General features: G+C 36.0%; 19 protein-coding genes. 2 read left to right on the forward strand and 17 right to left on the reverse strand.

The window, feature by feature from the left end; translation table 11 throughout:
• Positions 1-164: 164 nt before the first annotated feature.
• Entirely contained in the window at positions 165-1583 is a 1419-nt protein-coding gene (lpdA, locus tag LG296_RS11365; protein ID WP_107934867.1) for a dihydrolipoyl dehydrogenase, read from the reverse strand.
• A 79-nt stretch (positions 1584-1662) separates the two neighbouring features.
• A complete protein-coding gene (locus tag LG296_RS11370) occupies positions 1663-2757 on the reverse strand; it encodes a Glu/Leu/Phe/Val dehydrogenase (protein WP_107934866.1) in 1095 nt (364 codons plus the stop codon).
• Between the two features lie 264 nt (positions 2758-3021).
• Here LG296_RS11370 and LG296_RS11375 point away from each other — a divergent pair, with 264 nt between their 5' ends.
• Positions 3022-3252, forward strand: a complete 231-nt coding sequence (locus LG296_RS11375) for a DUF2627 domain-containing protein (protein ID WP_107934865.1) — start codon at positions 3022-3024, stop codon at positions 3250-3252.
• Positions 3253-3305: 53 nt separating this feature from the next.
• On the opposite strand, the gene LG296_RS11380 is transcribed toward LG296_RS11375, so the two are convergent.
• The 14 genes from LG296_RS11380 to nusB form a co-directional block, all read right to left on the reverse strand.
• Positions 3306-4052, reverse strand: coding sequence for a glycerophosphodiester phosphodiesterase family protein (locus LG296_RS11380; protein WP_107934864.1), 747 nt, complete (start codon positions 4050-4052; stop codon positions 3306-3308).
• A complete protein-coding gene (locus LG296_RS11385) occupies positions 4053-5624 on the reverse strand; it encodes a DUF342 domain-containing protein (protein WP_107934863.1) in 1572 nt (523 codons plus the stop codon).
• 134 nt (positions 5625-5758) lie between these two features.
• Positions 5759-6142, reverse strand: coding sequence for a phage holin (locus LG296_RS11390; RefSeq protein ID WP_107934862.1), 384 nt, complete (start codon positions 6140-6142; stop codon positions 5759-5761).
• Positions 6143-6297: 155 nt separating this feature from the next.
• A complete protein-coding gene (gene spo0A / locus LG296_RS11395) occupies positions 6298-7089 on the reverse strand; it encodes a sporulation transcription factor Spo0A (protein ID WP_107934861.1) in 792 nt (263 codons plus the stop codon).
• A 294-nt stretch (positions 7090-7383) separates the two neighbouring features.
• Positions 7384-8334, reverse strand: coding sequence for a SpoIVB peptidase S55 domain-containing protein (locus LG296_RS11400; RefSeq protein ID WP_107934860.1), 951 nt, complete (start codon positions 8332-8334; stop codon positions 7384-7386).
• 179 nt (positions 8335-8513) lie between these two features.
• A complete protein-coding gene (gene recN, locus LG296_RS11405) occupies positions 8514-10217 on the reverse strand; it encodes a DNA repair protein RecN (protein WP_107934859.1) in 1704 nt (567 codons plus the stop codon).
• Positions 10218-10315: 98 nt separating this feature from the next.
• On the reverse strand, positions 10316-10765 hold the full coding sequence (gene ahrC, locus LG296_RS11410) for a transcriptional regulator AhrC/ArgR (RefSeq protein WP_107934858.1): 450 nt from the start codon (positions 10763-10765) through the stop codon (positions 10316-10318).
• Positions 10766-10869: 104 nt separating this feature from the next.
• Positions 10870-11688 (reverse strand): TlyA family RNA methyltransferase, encoded by an 819-nt coding sequence (locus tag LG296_RS11415; protein WP_107934857.1) that lies wholly within the window; start codon positions 11686-11688, stop codon positions 10870-10872.
• Positions 11685-13589 carry a 1-deoxy-D-xylulose-5-phosphate synthase gene (gene dxs, locus LG296_RS11420; protein WP_107934856.1) on the reverse strand — a complete coding sequence of 635 codons (1905 nt, stop codon included), beginning with the start codon at positions 13587-13589 and terminating at the stop codon, positions 11685-11687. Before dxs ends, LG296_RS11415 begins: the two co-directional genes overlap by 4 nt.
• A 212-nt stretch (positions 13590-13801) precedes the next feature.
• Positions 13802-14686, reverse strand: coding sequence for a polyprenyl synthetase family protein (locus tag LG296_RS11425; protein WP_107934855.1), 885 nt, complete (start codon positions 14684-14686; stop codon positions 13802-13804).
• 2 nt (positions 14687-14688) lie between these two features.
• Positions 14689-14919: an exodeoxyribonuclease VII small subunit gene (locus LG296_RS11430; protein WP_107934854.1), complete on the reverse strand. Its 231-nt coding sequence runs from the start codon at positions 14917-14919 to the stop codon at positions 14689-14691.
• A gap of 3 nt (positions 14920-14922) precedes the next feature.
• Positions 14923-16275 (reverse strand): exodeoxyribonuclease VII large subunit, encoded by a 1353-nt coding sequence (gene xseA, locus LG296_RS11435; protein ID WP_107934853.1) that lies wholly within the window; start codon positions 16273-16275, stop codon positions 14923-14925.
• 146 nt (positions 16276-16421) lie between these two features.
• Entirely contained in the window at positions 16422-17285 is an 864-nt protein-coding gene (gene folD / locus LG296_RS11440) for a bifunctional methylenetetrahydrofolate dehydrogenase/methenyltetrahydrofolate cyclohydrolase FolD (RefSeq protein WP_107934852.1), read from the reverse strand.
• Positions 17286-17309: 24 nt separating this feature from the next.
• Positions 17310-17693, reverse strand: coding sequence for a transcription antitermination factor NusB (nusB, locus tag LG296_RS11445; protein ID WP_107934851.1), 384 nt, complete (start codon positions 17691-17693; stop codon positions 17310-17312).
• 173 nt (positions 17694-17866) lie between these two features.
• Between nusB and LG296_RS11450 the strand changes: the two genes are divergently transcribed.
• A complete protein-coding gene (locus LG296_RS11450; RefSeq protein WP_107934850.1) occupies positions 17867-18469 on the forward strand; it encodes a hypothetical protein in 603 nt (200 codons plus the stop codon).
• Positions 18470-18523: 54 nt separating this feature from the next.
• On the opposite strand, the gene glpK is transcribed toward LG296_RS11450, so the two are convergent.
• A complete protein-coding gene (gene glpK / locus LG296_RS11455; RefSeq protein ID WP_107934849.1) occupies positions 18524-20014 on the reverse strand; it encodes a glycerol kinase GlpK in 1491 nt (496 codons plus the stop codon).
• Positions 20015-20222 lie beyond the last annotated feature (208 nt).

The following is a 20222-nucleotide window of genomic DNA, read 5'->3' on the forward strand; positions in this document are numbered from 1 at the left end:
TTAGTACTGCTTCATCAGATAGCCCTAATTGCTGATGTTTAATCTTTTCTTCTCCCACAAAAACATCCCCTTTCGCTAAAGTGGAAAGCTTCAATAATTTACCCTATCCCTTAAAATAGTTTAGGAATCAATATTTGTTAATAAAAATTCTATTAATCTATTGTTTAAAAATGAATCGCTTTTCCTTCAACAGCAAGTGCTGCTTCACCAATAATTTCACTAAGTGATGGATGAGGGTGAATGGTTTGACCGATCTCCCAAGGTGTTGCATCTAATAGCATGCCCAATGCTGTTTCTGAAATTAAATCAGTTACATGTGGTCCAATCATATGAACACCTATTAAATCATTCGTTTCTTTATCTGCAATAATCTTGACGAACCCTTCAGCATCGCCATAAACTAAAGCTTTTCCAATGCCTTTAAACGGAAACTTTCCTACTTTGATATTGATCCCCTTACCCCTAGCTTGCTCTTCAGTTAAACCGATACTTGCAGCCTCTGGATAACTGTAGATACAGCGGGCAATATTTGTATAATCAATTTGTTTCTTTTCACCATTAGCAATATGTTCAACCGCTGCAATTCCTTCATGTGAAGCAATATGAGCCAATTGCATACCCCCGATGACATCTCCAATGGCGTAAATATGCTTTTCTTTCGTTTGATATACTTCATTTACTTTTATGAAATTACCTTCACATTCAATTTCTGTATTATCCAAACCGATTCCGTCAATATTCCCAATCCGCCCAACAGCTACTAATAGTTTTTCCGCCACAAAGGATTGATTCTCTCCATTTATGCTGGCAGAAATCTTAATGCCATTCTCCAGCTCTATGGATTCGGCTAGAATATTTGCGTTTTTTACGATTTCTACGCCTCTTTTTTCAAGGTGTTTTTCCATTTCATTTGATACTTCTACATCTTCTGTTGGCAATATTCGTTCACCATACTCTATGACTGTAACTTTCACCCCAAAGTCAACTAACATAGAAGCCCATTCAATACCGATGACTCCCCCACCAACTACAATAATGGAAGTTGGTAATACTTCTAATTCTAAAGCGTGATCTGATGAAAGAATCGTTTGACCGTCAACATTTATCCCATTTAAATTTCGAGGGCTTGACCCCGTTGCTATAATCACATTTTTTGGTAGCAGCATTTCATTTTCTTGCCCTGCCATTTCTACCGATATTGTTCCTGGCATCGGTGAAAAAATAGATGGCCCTAAAATTCTACCCATTCCATAATAAACATCGATTTTCCCCTTTTTAACCAATGCTTTAACACCATTATGGAGCTGCTCTACGATGGATGTCTTTCTATCTTGAACTTGCGAGAAATTCAGCTTTACCTCAGGAGCTTCTACTCCAAAGCTTTTTGCATTAACTGTTTGACGGTAAACCTCCGCACTTCTTAATAAGGCTTTACTTGGGATACAGCCCTTATGAAGACAAGTACCACCTAATTGTTCTTTTTCAACGATCGCTGTTTTAAGTCCAAGCTGAGCGGCTCTTATTGCAGCTACATAGCCTCCTGTTCCACCACCCAGAATGACTAAATCATATTCTTGAGACAAATAAATTCCCTCCTAACCAAATTGGGAAGCAAAGATTTTCTACTTCACTTCCCTCATTGACTTTCAAATCATCAAAAGATTATCTTCCATTTAATATATTTTTCCCGTTCTGTAAAAATTGTGAGCGGGATTTCGCCATACGTTCAATTCGTTCTTCTGCAAGACGATTTGCCGCTAGATATGTTGGAATATTATCACGTTTTGAGATTTCAAATATTTTAGCAATGCTATCGTAGATTGTTTCTACACGCTTCATAGCTCTTTCTCTATTATAACCATATAATTCATCTGCAACATTGATTACTCCACCTGCGTTAATTACGTAATCAGGTGCGTAAACAATACCCATTTCATGAATGATATCGCCGTGTTTTGAATCTTTTAATTGGTTATTGGCAGAACCTGCAATTACCTTTGCTTTTAATTGAGGAATTGTTTCATCATTGATGATTGCCCCAAGTGCACAAGGTGCGAAGATATCCACCTCTTGCTGATAAATTTCATCTGGTGCTACCGCGATAGCGTTAAAGTCATTAACAACTCGATCGATTGCTTTTTGATTGATGTCAGTAACAACTAATTTTGCGCCTTCTTTATATAAATATTCACATAATGTATAGGCAACATTTCCAAGACCCTGAACTGAAACCGTTCTACCTTGTAAGCTATCTGAACCAAAGGCTTCTTTTGCAGCAGCCTTCATGCCAAGATATACACCATAAGCAGTAATTGGAGATGGATTTCCTGAAGAACCAAATGTTGGAGAAATACCAGTTACATAATTCGTTTCCTCATGAATTAAGTCCATGTCAGATACTGTTGTTCCAACATCTTCCGCTGTAATGTATCGACCATTTAAGCCTTGAATAAAACGACCTAATGCACGAAACATCTCTTCATTTTTGTCTTTAAAGGGATCTCCGATGATAACAGTTTTACCTCCACCAAGGTTTAGACCTGCAGCCGCATTTTTATAAGTCATACCACGAGCTAGACGAAGTGCATCTTCAATTGCTTGCTCTTCTGTTGCATACGTCCACATTCTACATCCACCTAATGCTGGGCCAAGTGTTGTGTCATGAATAGCAATAATTGCTTTCAATCCAGAAGTTTTATCTTGGCAAAAAACTACCTGCTCATAATCGTATTTTTCTAAGTATTTAAAGATTTCCATTACAATCCCTCCAAGAAGTAAGCGTTTTCTTTCTCGAATATTACTTAATTGAACTTAAATCATACTAGTATTGCTAACAAATTTCTTACCTATATTAAACATACTTTTTATTCTGGAAATAGGCAACCATTAATCCCGAAATTGTTATATTGGGAATTTTTTGAACTATCCAAAAATATTATTCATTTTATGTAAAGGTTTAGTGTTCCTTGACTTTCAAATTGACCATTGTAAAATAAAAGTAATAGTGAGGTGTTATTAAAAATGGCAAGGATGTTAGCTTTTATTGTTATGTTGATTCCTGCTTTAATGGCTGGTGCTGGAATCAAATTTATGCGTGATACATTATTTAGTAAATTAATATCACCATTCCCTTGGTTATGGCTACAATTTATCATCGGTATTATTTTCTTAGTTGTTGGGCTTGGCTTTTTTGCTGGGTTTTTATACCATAGAGATCGTAAAAATGGAAAAATCCCACCAAAGGTTCAGTAAACAATTTATTTTGACATAAAAATAGACGTTCGATTTTAGGGTACCCAAATCCCTTAAAATTGAACGTCTATTTTATTATTTTTACTTCGTTCTGCCTTAGCTACTATATCCGGGAAGTCCGTAATCCAACCGATTACTGATGGATCAGGGTAAGCTAAAAATGATTCCTTACCAGTAATGGAGTAGTATCGTAAGCCCTTACCTGTATCAATACAAGCTCTAAAATATTCACGTTTATAATATCTTTTATGTGCATGAACAGCATCTATATGTGATTGTTTAGATAATTCCTGCCAGTTGTATTTCTTAGTTATAATAATAGCCGTTTGGAATTCTGGTCTTTGCATTTTAACAATACGTAATAATTCGTCATGAAATGAGGAAAAATGACTACCCTTTGGTAACTCTAATCCCCTCAATCCGTCAATAACAGCGTTACGATTTTCAAGTAATGATTCCTTCAATTCAATATTTAAAGGCAGGTTATGAAGATTTGCCCATTCTACAACTTCCGTTAAGGTAGGGATTTTGTCTTTTGAAAACCTTCTCAAAATATGCTTACCTAATGAATACCTTCTTAATTCCTCGTAGGTGCATTCATTAATTTTCTTTTTTACACCCGTCAATCGAAATAGCTCTATATCATGAAACACAACTAGGCAATTATCCTTTGTACACTGTACATCTAGCTCAATTCCATCAGCACCAAGCTTCCGAGCTTTCTCAAAGGCTTTAAATGAATTTTCTAATGCATAGCCAGATGCCCCACGGTGGGCAAATATAGGGATTCGCTTTGTCATTTATACATTCAACTCTCCAAACTCTATTAAAAACTTCCCCTGTGTACTTTTATTTAGTAAAGAGGATTTTTTACCTATCTGAATGAGTGTACCAGGATTAGCTTCTTTTTTCACAACAATCTCTTCTTTACCACTAACTTTAACAGCTTGCATCAGCTGCTGAATTTCATTATCAATCTGCTCAGAATTGACTTTCTTTTTTTCTAATTCTTTTTGTAAAACCTGCAAGCCCTGCAGTTGCATTCTGTTAAGTCTGCTCTTATGTTGGTTTGCTTCGTGCAGTTTTGCTGTTAACTCGAAAATTTCTTCACGGATACCTTTTAAAAGGGCTGCTCTTTCATGAATATTATCAAGAGCTTCCTGTTTACTTAAGCATTCGATTACCAGCTCTGTCCTTCTATCTAATCTATTTCCCGAGAATGCAGTAATAATTGAATTTTTAGCTACAGCTTTACCACCAATAATTTTCCCTTTGTTTTCATCAAGAGAAATTATGTTCGCCACTAAATAAGAGCCTAGCGAATAAAATCCTATGACAATTTCATTTTTGGCAACCAAATTAGCATCATTCACATGCTTTACGAAAATGCTACCCTCTGCTTCTACCTCTGTTTCACTAAGACCAAAAATACCGCCCTTTATATAGATATCACCATTTAGGGATTGTATAAGCTTAGCTCCAGTAATCCCTTCTGGACTTTCAATGGAAATATCACCTGTAGCCTTCACGGAATAGCCACTACAGACGGTGCCTTGGACTGAAACAGAACCATCGAAGTCGATGTTGCCAGTTCCCAGGCCCACATCTCCTTCGATTTTTAAATGATTACTCACCGTAAGAAGTCCATGATGATTTTCAACAGCACCTGTTTTTGAGGCATAAAGAATTATTTTATTATCCTTTTCTATTTCATAGGCAGCCTGGGAATCATATTTAAGCGGTATATCATCACCGTATGGAGCTGGTACACTTTCTCCAAAAATATTTTTTCCATCAATACCTGGCTGAGCAGGAATCTTTTCACCTAACCAATCGCCTTCTTTGATTTCAAAAATGAAATTCATTTCAAAATAATCCGCCTTTCCATCTTCATGGATGACGGGTTTTCTTTCAGGAATTTCTAAATAGGTAATCTTTGCATCTTCACCTTTTACAGGTTCGGTGCCTTCAGCGATGCAATAGGTCTTACCTGCAATTATTTTTTCAGTATCAATCTCTTTAATACCATGAGTGATATGATGTTTACTTAATAGTTCATCTAAATTGAGAAGGATTTTATTTTGATTATTTTTTATTTGTTCAGTCGTTTCGTTCAAAGTGATATTTGCCGACATATTATCCTTTGCAATTTCTATTTCAATAATTGGCAGCCATTGACCAATTTCAACCGGTTGAGTAGATACCATACCTAATGCACTTTTGAGGAGAGCAAAATTGGTCAATCTGATCCTTGGATACTTACGTACGAGTTGGTCAAAGTCTTTTAATTGAAAGTTAGCTTGAATTGTTTTTAATAACACTTTATTATTTTCTTCGATAATTTCGATAAAATCGTTAGTAAAAATAATCATACAAAACACCTCTACAAACCAGTATAAATAAAATTTTCCAGTTTGTTTAGACAAAATGCCCTAAATTAGTAAAATATTACTTTTGATGCATCATTATTTCATATTTTCAAAAAATTAAATATTTATAAGACAATTTACTCTATCTTTTCTTTTGATGCATCTTGCTGCTGCTGGATGACTTCAATTTTTGTTTCATGCTGAACTTCAATTTTCATTTCCTGCTGCTTTTCCTCTACTTTTTCAATCGACTTAGGAACGTCATCAGTATCACATCTCGGCTTAACATAAACCATTGCTTGCGAGCTATCCTTAACTCCTTCTGTTGTCGGGTCGATGATAATTCCAAATAAAGCTAGAATTAGCAAAATCGATTCTAATGATTGTTGTATCTTCGCACTCATTAGAGTAATATCTACATCAAATATAGAAGCCACTTGATTTGCTAACAGAACGAATGCAGAAATAATTGCTACCCAAAATTGTCTATGCCTTATACGAACCTTCCAATTTATCTTCATATTTTATCTCCAATCGCTAGATAATAGTATAGTTTCTATTTCTATTCTATTTGCTAACTTGCTAGAGACCTTACATAATTGCCTATCCTTTAAAATAAAAAGCATATCTAGTCACAGCTTTAAGCTGGATTAGATATGCTATAGTAAATAATCTCTTAAGAAGCCACCAATTCAATACGAATCTTGTCCGCAATCATGGCGATGAACTCAGAATTTGTTGGTTTTGATTTTAAGTGATGCACTGTGTAGCCGAACATTTGCGAAATGGATTCGTAATTGCCTCGGTTCCATGCTACTTCGATTGCATGGCGGATAGCACGTTCTACACGTGAAGGCGTTGTACTGAATTTTTTCGCAATTTCTGGATATAGAATTTTTGTTACAGATCCTAATAATTCAATATCATAGTAAACCATTTGGATGGCTTCTCTTAAATAAGAGTAACCTTTAATATGTGCTGGGACACCGATTTCTTTTATAATTGCTGTAATTGTTGTATCTAACTGACGTTGGTTCACTTTAGCTTGTCCTTCTGGTTGAAGGATGCTTTGTCTTTTTACACTCTCTGTTTTTTGTCCAGCACAGTGTAGAATTTTTTGTACAAGCTGTTCAAATTCAAATGGCTTTAACATAAAGTATGAAGCACCATATGTAACCGCTTGTTTCATAACATCTTCTTGTCCAAAGGCCGTAAGCATGATTACTTGCGTTTTAGCAAATGCGTCATCACTGTACATTGCTTCTAGAACGCCAAGACCGTCTAGATGTGGCATGATAATATCTAGAAGTAAAACGTCTGGATGAAATTCTTCTAACATTTTAATACAAAGCTTACCGTTTGATGCAGTTGCTACTACTTCAATATCAGGATGATTTTCAAAAAATTGTTCCATCGTTCTGACTAAATCGCGGTTATCGTCAGCAATTGCCACTCTTACTTTCGCCAAAAAAATTCCCCCTTAGATTATAAACAACACATATTCATCTTTAATAGTATCCCATCTCAATTTATGCCACATATTTACTATACTTGACAACACTACATTCGACAATCTTAAGTAAAAACCTTCTTTTATGCGAAAAATAATTATGTAGTATGAATGTTTCTTGTTGAATCGACATATTTCTAAAAAGATACAACTATAGAATCGATGTTCCTCCATGCATTAGTTTTATTTTAATAAAAAAAAAGGAAAAAGACTATACTTTTCAGTAAATATAGTCTTTATTCCTTATACACCTTATTTTGGTTCTTTCTTTAACATTTCATTTACCGTAATTGCGGCACCCTTTTGTGGTTGTTCGACAAACATATGGGTCACGGCTCCTACAAACTTTCCGTTCTGAATAACCGGGCTACCACTCATCCCCTGAAGTATTCCTCCGGTTTTTTCTAGTAGCACTTTATCCGTTACAACGAATTGCAAGATATTATCCTCTATCTTTACAATATCGATATCAAACGCTTCTACTTCTGATCCTTCTATAGCCGTGTAAATCTCAGCTTTACCTAGTGCAATTTCTTCATCTTTCATTATTTCAATCGGTTTTCGCAAATTGTTCTTTATTTCACTTTCCCAGCTACCAAAAATACCATATAGATCATTCGATTTGACATTCCCTAAACGAATGTTGTTATTTTCAATTACTGAGATTTTATAGCCAGGATTACCCGGACTGCTTTTCTTTATTTGTTCAATGGAGGCTAAAAATATTGATCCATCTGTAAAATCTGGTGGTTCATTTAACACACCATCAATTATTTGATGACCCAACGCGCCGTATTGTTTTGATTCCGGATCTATAAAGGTTAATGTCCCGATGCCATCCGTTTCATCTTTCAAAAAGGGCAAAATATTGTTTGCCTGCTCGCTTGTCAATGAAATATCACGTTGCTCTTGTGCTTTTTGTTTTACGGATAACGTAAGCTCTTTGGAGTCTAACTGTTGTTTAATTTTATCAACTGATGTTACTTCTGAGCCGTTTACTCCTTTAATTACGTCACCTTTTTTTAGCCATTGTCCATTTGGCAAAAGTACATCATGGGCAACGTAAACAAATGGCAATTGTAACTGTATCCCAATTGATTCGCCCATTGGTATTAATTTTTTCGCAAAGGCTTCAGCATTTGGCGATAAAATGAACACCATGAGTAATAGAAAAGTCAACAGATTACGCAAATGGCACTTCATAGTCCACCTCCTTTAAGATTTGTACATTTACTATGTGTCACTTGTACATCAATAATGAGAGGTAAATATTTGTCGTGAGAAATCTAAAGAAAGGGGGAATAAAGGAGTAGCCCTGTGATTGCTACTCCTAAAACTACATTTGACAAATATTTAAGCGAAAAATAAATTCTTTTTTGCAGTTAAACAAACAAGTTTTTCATTTCTTGTTTTCTAACTTCGGCAAGTTTTAAAAGTTCAGAAGCGTGCTGTAATGTAAGGTCAGTTATTTCTGAACCACTCATCATACGACTGATTTCTTCTACTCGATTTTGAATATCAATATTAGAAACCGTTGTATATGTTCTATTTTGTTCCACCTGTTTGCGAATTAAATAATGCTGATCTGCCATTGCTGCAACTTGTGGTAAATGGGAAATACATAATACTTGTGAAGAAACCGAAATAGCTGCAATTTTTTCAGCAATCGCTTGTGCAACACGGCCACTAACACCTGTGTCAACCTCATCAAAAATAATCGAAGTAATACCGTTAGATGAGGAAAACATTGTTTTAAGTGCTAGCATAATTCGAGATAACTCTCCACCGGATGCAATTTTTGGTAATGATTTAGGTGGTTCACCTACATTTGTTGATATATAGAATGATACATAGTCTTTCCCATTCAAATCGAAACTATGTAAGGTTTCAAAATTAACAATGAATTTCGCTTTTTCCATATGTAAATCACGCAATTGCTCCATAATGGCTTCACTTAATTTTGTTGCACATTGCTTTCGAATCTTCGTTAATGAAAGGGCTAAGTGCTCAAGCTCTTCTTCCATCTTGTTCAATTTTTTCTCGTAATTTTGAATTGTTTCATCTCGATTTTGAAGTTGGATTAATTCATCTTGAATTTTCTCAAAATAAATTAAAATTTCTTCAACTGTATTTCCATATTTTCTTTTCATCGTTTGATATTGTGCCAATCGATGCTCTACATCATTTAAACGTTCTGGGTCGAATTCTAGATCATCTAGGACATTTTTAATTTGATATGCAGCATCCTGCAGTGCATAAAAAGCAGAGCTTACCGTTTCAGTGGATTCTTTAAATTGCTCATCCAATTCGACGACATCCTCTAGAGCATTCATAGCATCCCCAATATTATCTAAGCCCTTCAACTCTCCAGAAATGGATTCATAGGCAATATTGGCGCGTTCAAAAATTTTGTGGAAATTAGATAAGCGTCTACGTTCTTCTACTAGCTGTTCTTCTTCTCCTAATTTCAAGCTTGCTTCTTCTAATTCACCAATTTGGAATTGATATAAATCAATTCTTTGAGCAAGACGTTGTTCATCGATATTAATGGATGCAATTTCACGCTTAAATTCTCTATATGCTTGATATTTTTCTGTATATTTTTCTTTGATTGGCGCTAACTCATTATGGGCAAAATGGTCAAGCAGATATATATGTCTCTTTTCATCCATAAGCTCCTGGCTTTCATGCTGTCCATGAATGTCAATTAATGTGGAACCAATTTCTCGAAGAATAGAAAGTGTTACTAATTTCCCATTAACACGGCAAACACTTTTTCCATTTTCGTTGATGTCTCGACGAAGAATAATCATTCCCTCATCAATGTCGACTCCGTATTCTTGAAGTTTTTCATAAATAGGATGGCTTTCATTCAAAACCATAAATAACCCTGTTAGCTCAGCCTTTTTCGCACCATGTCTTATAAATTCCAGTGAAGCTCGTCCACCTGCGAGTAAATGGACAGCATCTATAATGATCGACTTCCCTGCACCTGTCTCCCCTGTTAAAACCGTTAGTCCCTCTGAAAAATCCACAGTTAAATCATCTATAATTGCGAAGTTACGAATACTAAGTTCCTTTAACAAACATACATCACCTCTTAAGTTTGCTTAAATAATAAAAAGCCAAACATGAATAAAGTCATACGAAGCGTGGAATTCTACGCATTGTATAAAATAATAAATTAAATCATCCCAATAATTCGTTCTTTAATATCTTCACGGTCTTCTTCTCGACGGCAAATAATCAAAATTGTATCATCACCAGAAAGCGTACCTAATATTTCCGGCCATTCTAAATGATCGATTAAAACTGCGATTGCATTCCCATTACCAGGTAAAGATTTTAACATTAAAAAGTGCGCCACACCATCAATACTAACGAACGAATCCGATAATGCTCTTTGTAATTTTTGCAAAGGATTAAAGCGTTGGTCAGCAGGTAAGCTGTATTTATAACGACCATCCTGTAATGGTACCTTTACGAGATGCAATTCTTTTATATCACGTGAAACTGTCGCTTGCGTGACGTTATACCCAGCTTGTTTTAAGCAATCTACTAAATCATCTTGTGTCTCAATTTCGTTATTTGTTACGATTTCTCTTATGCGCATATGACGTTGACCTTTGTTCATTGCATTCACCTCTTATGAATATTTATGTATATTTATACTAACATTTCATAAATAAAACCACAAGAAAAAGTGGATAGCCCTAGAATCAGAGCCACCCACTACCATTATTTTAATTCATTATGAGCAAAATCTACTACTTCTTTAAAGCTCGTAAAGGCTTCAACTACTTGGTCTTCTTTTGGATTGACCAAATGGAATAAAAATTCGATATTCCCTTCTCCTCCTGTTATAGGAGAATAAGAAGCATTCTTCACAACAAAACCAATTTTCGTTGCCATATTTGCTGTTTCTTCAAGTACATCTAAATGCACTTTGGGATCACGGACAATTCCCTTTTTCCCAACATTCTCTCTTCCAGCCTCAAATTGTGGCTTTACTAAAGCCATGACATCTCCACCAGGAATTAAGATTGTTTTTAAAACAGGTAAAATAAGTGATAACGAAATAAAGGATACATCAATTGTTGCAAATTCCGGCAAGCCTTCTGTAAAATCCTCAGGCTTTGAATATCGAAAATTTGTCTTTTCCATAACAGTTACACGTTCATCTGAGCGAATTTTCCATGCTAACTGATTTGAGCCTACATCAAGTGCATAGCAATGCTTTGCACCATTTTGCAGAGCACAATCCGTAAATCCACCTGTAGAAGAGCCAATGTCCAGCATTAACTTTCCTGATACTGACATATCAAAGATTTCTAATGCTTTCTCTAATTTAAGGCCGCCACGACTCACATATTTTAGCTGTGAGCCTTTAAGTTGAAGTGGTGCCTCAATAGAAATTTTTTCTCCAGCCTTATCAATTCTTGTTTCGTTTGAATAAACAAGACCTGCCATTATAGAACGTTTTGCTTTTTCACGAGTCTCACATAAGCCTCTTTCAACAAGCAAAATGTCCACTCGCTCTTTTATTTGTTTTGTCATACTAATTTAGATCCTATTACTTTGTTGCTCTTTACTAGTTGTTCTATACGAGCAATTGCATCCTCTTTTGTTAAATGAATTTCTTCTAATAACTGATCGACGTTACCTTGTTCGATAAACAAATCAGGAATACCCATACGATCAATCATTACATCGACATACTGATTGTCGCTTGCAAATTCTAGTACCGCACTACCGAATCCACCTTGTAGGATGGCTTCTTCAATCGTTAAAATCGGCATTTTCTTTGCTAACAATTCATGTAACATATTTTCATCAAGCGGCTTGATAAAACGAGCATTTACAATTTTCACATCTATGCCTTGTTCAGCAAGCTCTGATGATGCCTCCATTGCCATAGGGATTGTAGTACCAAAGGTTAAGATACAAGCATCTTGCCCCTCTTTAAGTACTTCCCAGCTGCCAATTGGAATGGTTTTCATTTCTTCATCCATCACAACGCCTAATCCATTACCACGAGGATAGCGCAATGCAATTGGTCCATCGTTATATTCAAAGGCCGTTTTCACCATATGCTGACCTTCATTTTCATCCTTAGGCATCATTAACACCATGTTTGGTAAGTGACGCAGGAATGAAATATCAAACACACCCTGGTGAGTTTCGCCATCAGCACCAACTAAACCTGAACGGTCAATTCCAATAACTACATTTAAGTTTGGTCTAGCGATATCATGTAATACTTGGTCATAAGCTCTTTGAAGGAAAGTAGAATAAATAGCTAAATAAGGCTTCATTCCTTGTGTAGCAATTCCAGCTGCCATTGTCGTTGCATGCTGTTCTGCAATGCCGACATCAAAGAATCGATTTGGGAAGTCTCGTTGTATACCCTCCATCTTAGAACCAACAGGCATCGCAGGCGTGATTGCTACAATTCGCTCTTCATTTTCCATAAGCTTACGTACTGAGTCAGAGATTAAATTACTCCAGCCTGGACCTTTTGCCTTTGCTTTGACAAAGTCACCTGTTTCCATTTTATACGGGCCAGTTCCATGCCATGTCCCTACAGTATCTTCCTCTGCAGGTTTATAGCCCTTCCCTTTTTTCGTAATCACATGAACAATTACAGGTCCTTTTACTTTTTTTGCATATTCCAAGGTTTTTTCTAATGCCTCAAAATCATGACCATCGATTGGCCCTAAATATTTGAAGCCCATTTCTTCAAAGAAGACACCAGAAACTACTAAGTATTTCAAGCTATCCTTAACACGTTCAGCTGTACTAGCAACTTTTCCGCCTAATACAGGAATTTTCTTCATAAGCACTTCTAGCTCTTCTTTTGCTTTTGAATACTCCTTTGCTGTACGCAGTCGGCCTAAAATACTGTGCAAAGCACCTACGTTAGGTGCAATAGACATTTCGTTATCATTTAAAATAACGATCATATTCTTTTTCTCATGTCCGATATGATTTAATGCTTCTAAGGCCATTCCACCTGTTAATGCACCGTCTCCGATTATCGGAACAACATAATTAGATTCCTTTTTAATATCACGAGCAATTGCCATACCCATAGCGGCTGAAAGTGATGTTGAACTATGACCTGTTTCCCATTCATCATGTTCACTTTCTAATCGTTTAGGAAAACCACTAAGACCTTTATATTGACGTAATGTATCAAATTGATCTGCACGACCTGTTAAAATTTTATGAACATAAGCTTGATGGCCTACATCCCATAAAAATTTATCCTTTGGGCTGTTAAATGCTTTATGTAAAGCAATTGTTAACTCAACAACTCCAAGATTAGGACCAATATGGCCCCCTGTGATCGAGCATTTTTCAATTAGAAAAGAGCGAATTTCACGACTTAATGATTCAAGCTCTTTATTTGTCATATTTTTTAAAAAGGATGGACTAGTAATTTTAGTTAAATCCATCTCTCACACACCTTTTCATCATAATTTCTAAGAAAAACAAAATTAGCTCGCTCAACTCTAACAAAAAATTTGAAACCTCCGGAGTATATACTTACATACAATTGAAGAAGCTGATTTTTTTATTAAGAGTTCGTCACCGTAATTAAAACAACTAAGAAAACGTATTTACTATTATAGCAGTGAAAACAAAGATTCAAAAGAACTTCCTATAATTAGTTATTTCTTTTCACAATATAGCTAGCAAATTCTTCTAAAAGCGACGTGTTTTTCTCAATTTTTGTTAATGCGGATAAAGCAAAATCATAATGTTCTTCTAGTTTTGCATTTGCTCCCTCTAATGTTAAAAGGGCTGGATATGTGCTTTTATCACTCTGGACATCTTTACCTGCCGTTTTTCCAAGTTCTTCACTCGTTCCAACAATATCTAAAATATCATCTTGAATTTGGAAAGCCAGGCCAATATGGTGTGCATATTCTACTAGAGCTGCTCGCTCTTCTTTAGTTGCATCTGAAAGAACTGCACCAGATTCAATACTAAATCTTAATATTGCACCTGTCTTATTAATATGAACATGTTCAAGTTCAGGTAAATTTAAACTGCGACTTTCACCATCAATATCTAATACTTGACCACCGACCATACCCTCTGCACCTGAAGCAACGCTTAGTAAATTTATCAATTCCACCTTTTTTTGTGGTTCAACGTTTTCCAATCTTGCAAGTACACCAAAGCTTAATGTATTTAAAGCATCCCCCGCTAGAGTTGCTAATGCCTCTCCATACACTACATGATTTGTAGGTTTACCACGTCTCATATCGTCATCATCCATACTTGGTAAATCATCATGGATTAGAGAATATGTATGAACCATTTCAACTGCAGCACCGACTGATAGAGCTTCTTGTTGCTTATTATGAAACAAATCGCACACAGCTACTACAAAAAGTGGACGAATTCTTTTTCCGCCTGCTTTCAAAGAATATAGCATAGAATCCTTTAAGGATTGTGGAGCTTTGATACGTTCAACTAAATCATAAAGCTCAGCTTCAATCTTAGGTAGATTCTCATCAATAAATTGCTTTAAGTGATTCGTCATAACTAGTCCTCTCCCTTTAAAGGCTCAAAGGGTTGCTTTTCACCTTGATCATTCACAATTGATATTAATTGATTTTCTGCATTTGAAAGCTTTTGATGGCAATAATGGGATAATTCCATGCCTTTTTTATAAAGATCAATCGCTTCTTCTAAGGGTACATCACCAAGCTCTAGTTTACGAACAATCTCTTCTAGCTCTGCCATACTTTCTGCAAAGGTTTGTTTATTTTCCATGAACTATTCGCCTCCTTTTTGTTCCAGCGTATTTATAATTTTCGCCTGTGCTTTCCCATCATGGAAATGAATCATGATTTCATCGTCTTTTGTAAGCTTTGTTATAGAATTTACTACTTGTACGTCTTTATAAGCAACGCTATAGCCTCTAGTCATAATCGCTAAAGGATTCAATGCTTCTAAAGTACGTATATTCGATATATAAAAATCTTTCTTTTTGTCTAATAGCGATGAGATAGATCTTGTTAGCATTCTCGTCATTTGTTCGATTTGCTTTTGGTTCGATTGAATTGCATAATGCGGTGAATGAAGCTTTATGGCGTTTACATGTTTTTGAAGCTCATTAGACTTTTTCATCAAAAACATTTGTGATGCTCTACCTAATTGCATATCTAATTGTATGAGCTTCTCTGTAAAAGGACGATAAAGTCGCTCAGGTGTTGCTAATGGATAGGCATTTTTTAATTTATTTAAACGATGCCTTTCATACTGCAATCTCTGAGATGTTATCTGATGTAGCTGCGATCTACCTCTCAATAGCTGTTGAACTAGCTCTTGTTGATTTGGTACAGCTAATTCAGCAGCAGCTGTAGGTGTTGGTGCACGTAAATCTGCAACATAATCAGCTATTGTTGTATCTGTTTCGTGTCCAACAGCACTAATGATCGGGATACGACTTTCAAAGATTGCTCTGGCCACAATTTCCTCATTAAACGCCCACAAATCCTCAATTGATCCACCACCACGCCCTACAATTAAGACGTCACATAGCTGTTGCTTGTTCGCTAAGCGGATATTCTCAACAATATTGGGTGCAGCATTATCACCTTGCACAATGGTAGAATAAATGACTATTTCTGCTAAAGGATAACGTCTAGAAATCGTTGTACAAATATCTCGGATGGCAGCACCAGTTGTAGCTGTAAGAACACCTACTGTTTTTGGGAATTTTGGAATTGGCTGCTTAAAATTAGGATTAAATAATCCTTCTTTTTGAAGCTGTTCTTTAAGCTGATTGAAGGCAACAAACAATCCCCCTACTCCATCAGGCTCCATTGAATGCGCATACAACTGGTAGTTTCCTGTCGATTCATAGACAGAGACCTCACCTCTGATAAAAACCTGCATTCCTTCTTCGGGTCTAAATTTCAATTTACTTGCTTGTGTTCGAAACATGGCAGCATTAATTCTTGCTCCCGTATCCTTTAAAGTAAAGTAAATATGGCCCGAGCTATGTATTTTCACATTCGAAAGCTCACCTTTTACATATACTTCACGTAAATGTGGATCAGCATCAAATTTTCTTTTTATATATTTCGTTAAGGCTTTAACTGTTAAATAAGAAGACGTTGTCATAGGTACGGCTCCTTCATAGAAGATTAGAAATTCATTCCATTAGAAAAATACGAATTTCACATAGAAGCGAAATTCGATGTTCTTCAATATAAAAGCTGTTTCTCATTAGAAAAACAGCTTCTGCTTATATTCTACCTGTTTTTATACTATTTGTCCTGTGAGAGAGATTTTTCTGCAGACTGTACAGTGTTAAATAATAACATTGTAATCGTCATTGGCCCTACTCCACCAGGAACAGGTGTAATATGTGATGCAACCTGCTCTACTTCAGCAAAATGAACATCACCTATTAATTTATTATTCTCGTCGCGATTAATCCCAACATCAATTACAACAGCACCTGATTTAACATGCTCCTTTGTAATGAAGTTTGGTCGACCTACAGCCGCTACAATAATATCTGCTTGTTTTGTAATGGATGGTAGTTCCGGTGTTTTTGAATGTGTGTATGTAACAGTAGCGTCTTTTTGAAGCAACAGTTGTCCCATTGGTTTCCCGACGATGTGGCTTCTTCCAACAATAACCGCATGTTTTCCTGCAATATCAATACCAGCGTGTTCTAGTAATTTCATAACGCCGAATGGAGTACAAGGTAAGTATGTTTCTTGGCCTAACATCATTTTCCCTACACTAATAGGAGAGAACCCATCAACATCTTTTTCGGGTGAAATTGTAGCAATCACCTTGTCTTCATTGATGTGTGATGGTAATGGCAGCTGCACCAAAATCCCATGTATATTCTCGCTATTATTCAGCGAACGAATTTGGTTGAGTAATTCTTCTTCTGAAACCTCCTGAGGTAATTTAATAAGCTCAGAAAAAATTCCAATTGCCTCACAAGACTTTTGTTTATTTCGCACATAAGTTTGAGATGCTGGATTGTCACCAACTAAAATAACAGCTAAGCCCGGTGTTACACCTTGGTCTTTTAACTTCATTACTCGATCAGCTACAGATTTACGAATTTCTTGCCCAATTTCATTTCCATTAATAATAATTGCACTCGACATCTTCTGTTACATCCTTTCAAACGACTATTGTTGTGTGAATTTAGATAGTACACCGTTTACGAATCTGCTTGATTTCTCATCACCGAATGTTTTACAAAGCTCAATTGCTTCATTTAGAACGACACGGCTTGGAGTATCCTGCATATATTGCAATTCGTATAACGCGATTCTTAGTACTGTTCTTTCTATTTTAGGTAAACGGCCTAATGACCAGTTTTCTAAGTTATTAGTAAGTTGCTCATCGATTTCTTCTAAATTTTGGGTTACACCATGTACTAGCTTTTCAAAAAAAGCATCTGATTCCTCTTCGTTTAGTACGTGGCCTATAGCTTCCTGTAATGTTAGATCTGTATTATCTAACTGAAACAGTACTTGCACTGCTTTTTCGCGCGCATCATGTCGTTTCATGTATAAATCTCCTTCATTGGTAACATTAGTTTTTATAATAACATATTTTAGCTATTCAAACACTGCTTCAATCATTTACTTAAGAAAAAATGAACAAATAGCTAATATAAATTGAATTTTATTGACGGTGTGCTGTAAATTAATTACCATTAAAATCAAATGAGGTGTTGAATTTGTGGAAACAGTATTTATGTGCGATTTTAGTTGGAGTAGTATTTGCTATTTTTGATCTACCATTAGGGATAGGCTTTTTTCTTCTTTTTCTTATATGCCTTTGGATTATTGGTGAATTTCTGTATATGGTATATGGCTCAAAAAATATGAACAAGGTTGAGAAGTTCATTATAAAAAAGAAAAAAGAGCCTTTATATGCTTATGTTTATAGTCAAGGATTTGGTTCAATGCACGATCAGCTACTAGCCATTGACAATATTCTATCGAAATATAAACAGCCTCATATTCATCAATACTATTTAGCCATCAAGTTGTTCCTATGTAATAAGTTAGATGATGCACTCAATGAGGCGAATAAAATCCAAAAAGAACCATTTATGAGCTATACAAAAGCAATGATTCTAGTTGAAATGGGTCATATCGAAGAAGCAAAATCATATAAATTCGAGAAGCAGTGGATGCAGGAAGCGATAAAAGCGATGACCGCACTGCAAATGAAGGATAAGCAAGCATTTGAGCTACATTCTTCCAATGCAGTAGCCGCAGCAAGAGGAATTCAGAGGCTAAGTCTTAGCTATGCTTTTAAAGCAATGGAATTCTAGCTCTACATAAGTAAAGTGCCACACCTTTTAGGTTGGCACTTTTTTTAAAGCTTCTTATTTAAAAGTCTGGGCAGCTTTTACAGCCTTTTTCCATCCTTCATATAGCTCTGTCCTCTCAATGCCATCCATTTCAGGCTCGAACTTCTTATCTTGGTTCCAGTACTTGCTAATCTCTTCCTTGCTCTTCCAAAAACCAACTGCTAGACCAGCTAAATAAGCAGCTCCCAAAGCTGTCGTTTCATTAATAGCCGGGCGTTCAACAGGGACATTTAAAAGATCCGATTGGAATTGCATAAGGAAATTATTTCTAACAACCCCACCATCAACACGTAATGATTTTAGAGTTATTTCCGAATCGGCCTCCATCGCACTAAGCACGTCCTTTGTTTGGTAAGCCAACGATTCTAAGGTAGCTCTTATAAAATGCTCTTTTGTTGTACCACGTGTTAAACCAAATACGGCACCACGTACATCGCTATCCCAATAGGGCGTACCTAATCCGACAAAAGCAGGTACAACATAGACTCCATCTGCACTTGTCACTTTTTGTGCATATCTCTCACTTTCAGAGGAATCACGAAGCATTCTCAAACCATCACGTAGCCATTGAATAGCAGATCCAGCAACAAAAATACTTCCTTCTAATGCGTACTCCACCTTGCCATCTATTCCCCAAGCAATGGTTGTTAGTAATCCTTGATTTGATTGAACTGCTTTTTCACCTGTATTCATCAACATGAAGCAACCGGTGCCATACGTATTTTTCACCATTCCTGATTCAAAGCACGCTTGACCAAATAACGCTGCCTGTTGGTCGCCTGCAATCCCGGCGATAGGTACCTCTACACCAAAGAAATGTTTTTTTGAAACATGCCCATAGACTTCAGAGGATGGTCGTACCTCTGGAAGCATTGATAACGGGATACCCAGTATGTTTAATAGCTCTTCATCCCATTTAAGCTCATGAATATTATACATGAGTGTTCTAGAAGCATTGGAGTAATCCGTGACATGAACCTTACCTTCTGTTAGCTTCCAAATTATCCAGCTATCAATTGTGCCAAATAGCAATTCCCCCTTCTCGCTCTTTTCTTTTGCTCCTTCTACATTATCTAAAATCCACTTTACCTTTGTACCTGAAAAATAAGCATCTATTAATAAGCCCGTTTTCTCGTGAAATAAATCCCCTAAGCCTGCATCATTTAATTCATTACAGATTTCAGCTGTTTGACGCGATTGCCAAACAATTGCATTATAAATGGGCTTACCCGTTGTTTTATCCCACACAACAGTTGTTTCTCGTTGATTTGTTATACCTATACCTGCAATTTGTTCTGGTCTTATATTTTTTTCTGTTAATACAGTTGCTATTACAGATAAAATCGAGCTCCAGATTTCGTTTGCATTGTGCTCCACCCATCCTGCATGCGGAAAATATTGCTTAAATTCTCGTTGGGAGATATGCTCAACTTTACCTTCCTTATTGAATAGTATTGCTCTTGAGCTTGTCGTTCCTTGATCTAAGGATAAAATATATTGTTCCATCTGCTTTTCCCCTTCCAAGTCAGATTATGTAATTAGAGAGAATGGCTAGTACGGCTTTCTTTACATTCTATTATTAATAATAAATTCACGAAAGTAAAAAATATAAACCTAAAATAGAGCATGATGTCATTAAACATGCTCTTTTTACCACTTAGTTAGAATAAAAAAAATACTACAAAAGCCTATTCAACTTTTGCAGTATTTCATA

It is taken from the genome of Ureibacillus chungkukjangi (assembly GCF_044795995.1).
GTDB classification, from domain to species: Bacteria; Bacillota; Bacilli; order Bacillales_A; family Planococcaceae; genus Ureibacillus; species Ureibacillus chungkukjangi.

Bases quoted from the DNA above. Each gene is read 5' to 3' on its own strand.
- LG296_RS11370 (WP_107934866.1), bottom strand. From the start codon at position 2,757: ATGGAAATCTTTAAATACTTAGAAAAATACGATTATGAGCAGGTAGTT.
- LG296_RS11375 (WP_107934865.1), top strand. From the start codon at position 3,022: ATGGCAAGGATGTTAGCTTTTATTGTTATGTTGATTCCTGCTTTAATG.
- LG296_RS11380 (WP_107934864.1), bottom strand. From the start codon at position 4,052: ATGACAAAGCGAATCCCTATATTTGCCCACCGTGGGGCATCTGGCTAT.
- LG296_RS11385 (WP_107934863.1), bottom strand. From the start codon at position 5,624: ATGATTATTTTTACTAACGATTTTATCGAAATTATCGAAGAAAATAAT.
- LG296_RS11390 (WP_107934862.1), bottom strand. From the start codon at position 6,142: ATGAAGATAAATTGGAAGGTTCGTATAAGGCATAGACAATTTTGGGTA.
- LG296_RS11400 (WP_107934860.1), bottom strand. From the start codon at position 8,334: ATGAAGTGCCATTTGCGTAATCTGTTGACTTTTCTATTACTCATGGTG.
- ahrC (WP_107934858.1), bottom strand. From the start codon at position 10,765: ATGAACAAAGGTCAACGTCATATGCGCATAAGAGAAATCGTAACAAAT.
- LG296_RS11415 (WP_107934857.1), bottom strand. From the start codon at position 11,688: ATGACAAAACAAATAAAAGAGCGAGTGGACATTTTGCTTGTTGAAAGA.
- dxs (WP_107934856.1), bottom strand. From the start codon at position 13,589: ATGGATTTAACTAAAATTACTAGTCCATCCTTTTTAAAAAATATGACA.
- LG296_RS11425 (WP_107934855.1), bottom strand. From the start codon at position 14,686: ATGACGAATCACTTAAAGCAATTTATTGATGAGAATCTACCTAAGATT.
- LG296_RS11430 (WP_107934854.1), bottom strand. From the start codon at position 14,919: ATGGAAAATAAACAAACCTTTGCAGAAAGTATGGCAGAGCTAGAAGAG.
- xseA (WP_107934853.1), bottom strand. From the start codon at position 16,275: ATGACAACGTCTTCTTATTTAACAGTTAAAGCCTTAACGAAATATATA.
- folD (WP_107934852.1), bottom strand. From the start codon at position 17,285: ATGTCGAGTGCAATTATTATTAATGGAAATGAAATTGGGCAAGAAATT.
- nusB (WP_107934851.1), bottom strand. From the start codon at position 17,693: ATGAAACGACATGATGCGCGCGAAAAAGCAGTGCAAGTACTGTTTCAG.
- glpK (WP_107934849.1), bottom strand. From the start codon at position 20,014: ATGGAACAATATATTTTATCCTTAGATCAAGGAACGACAAGCTCAAGA.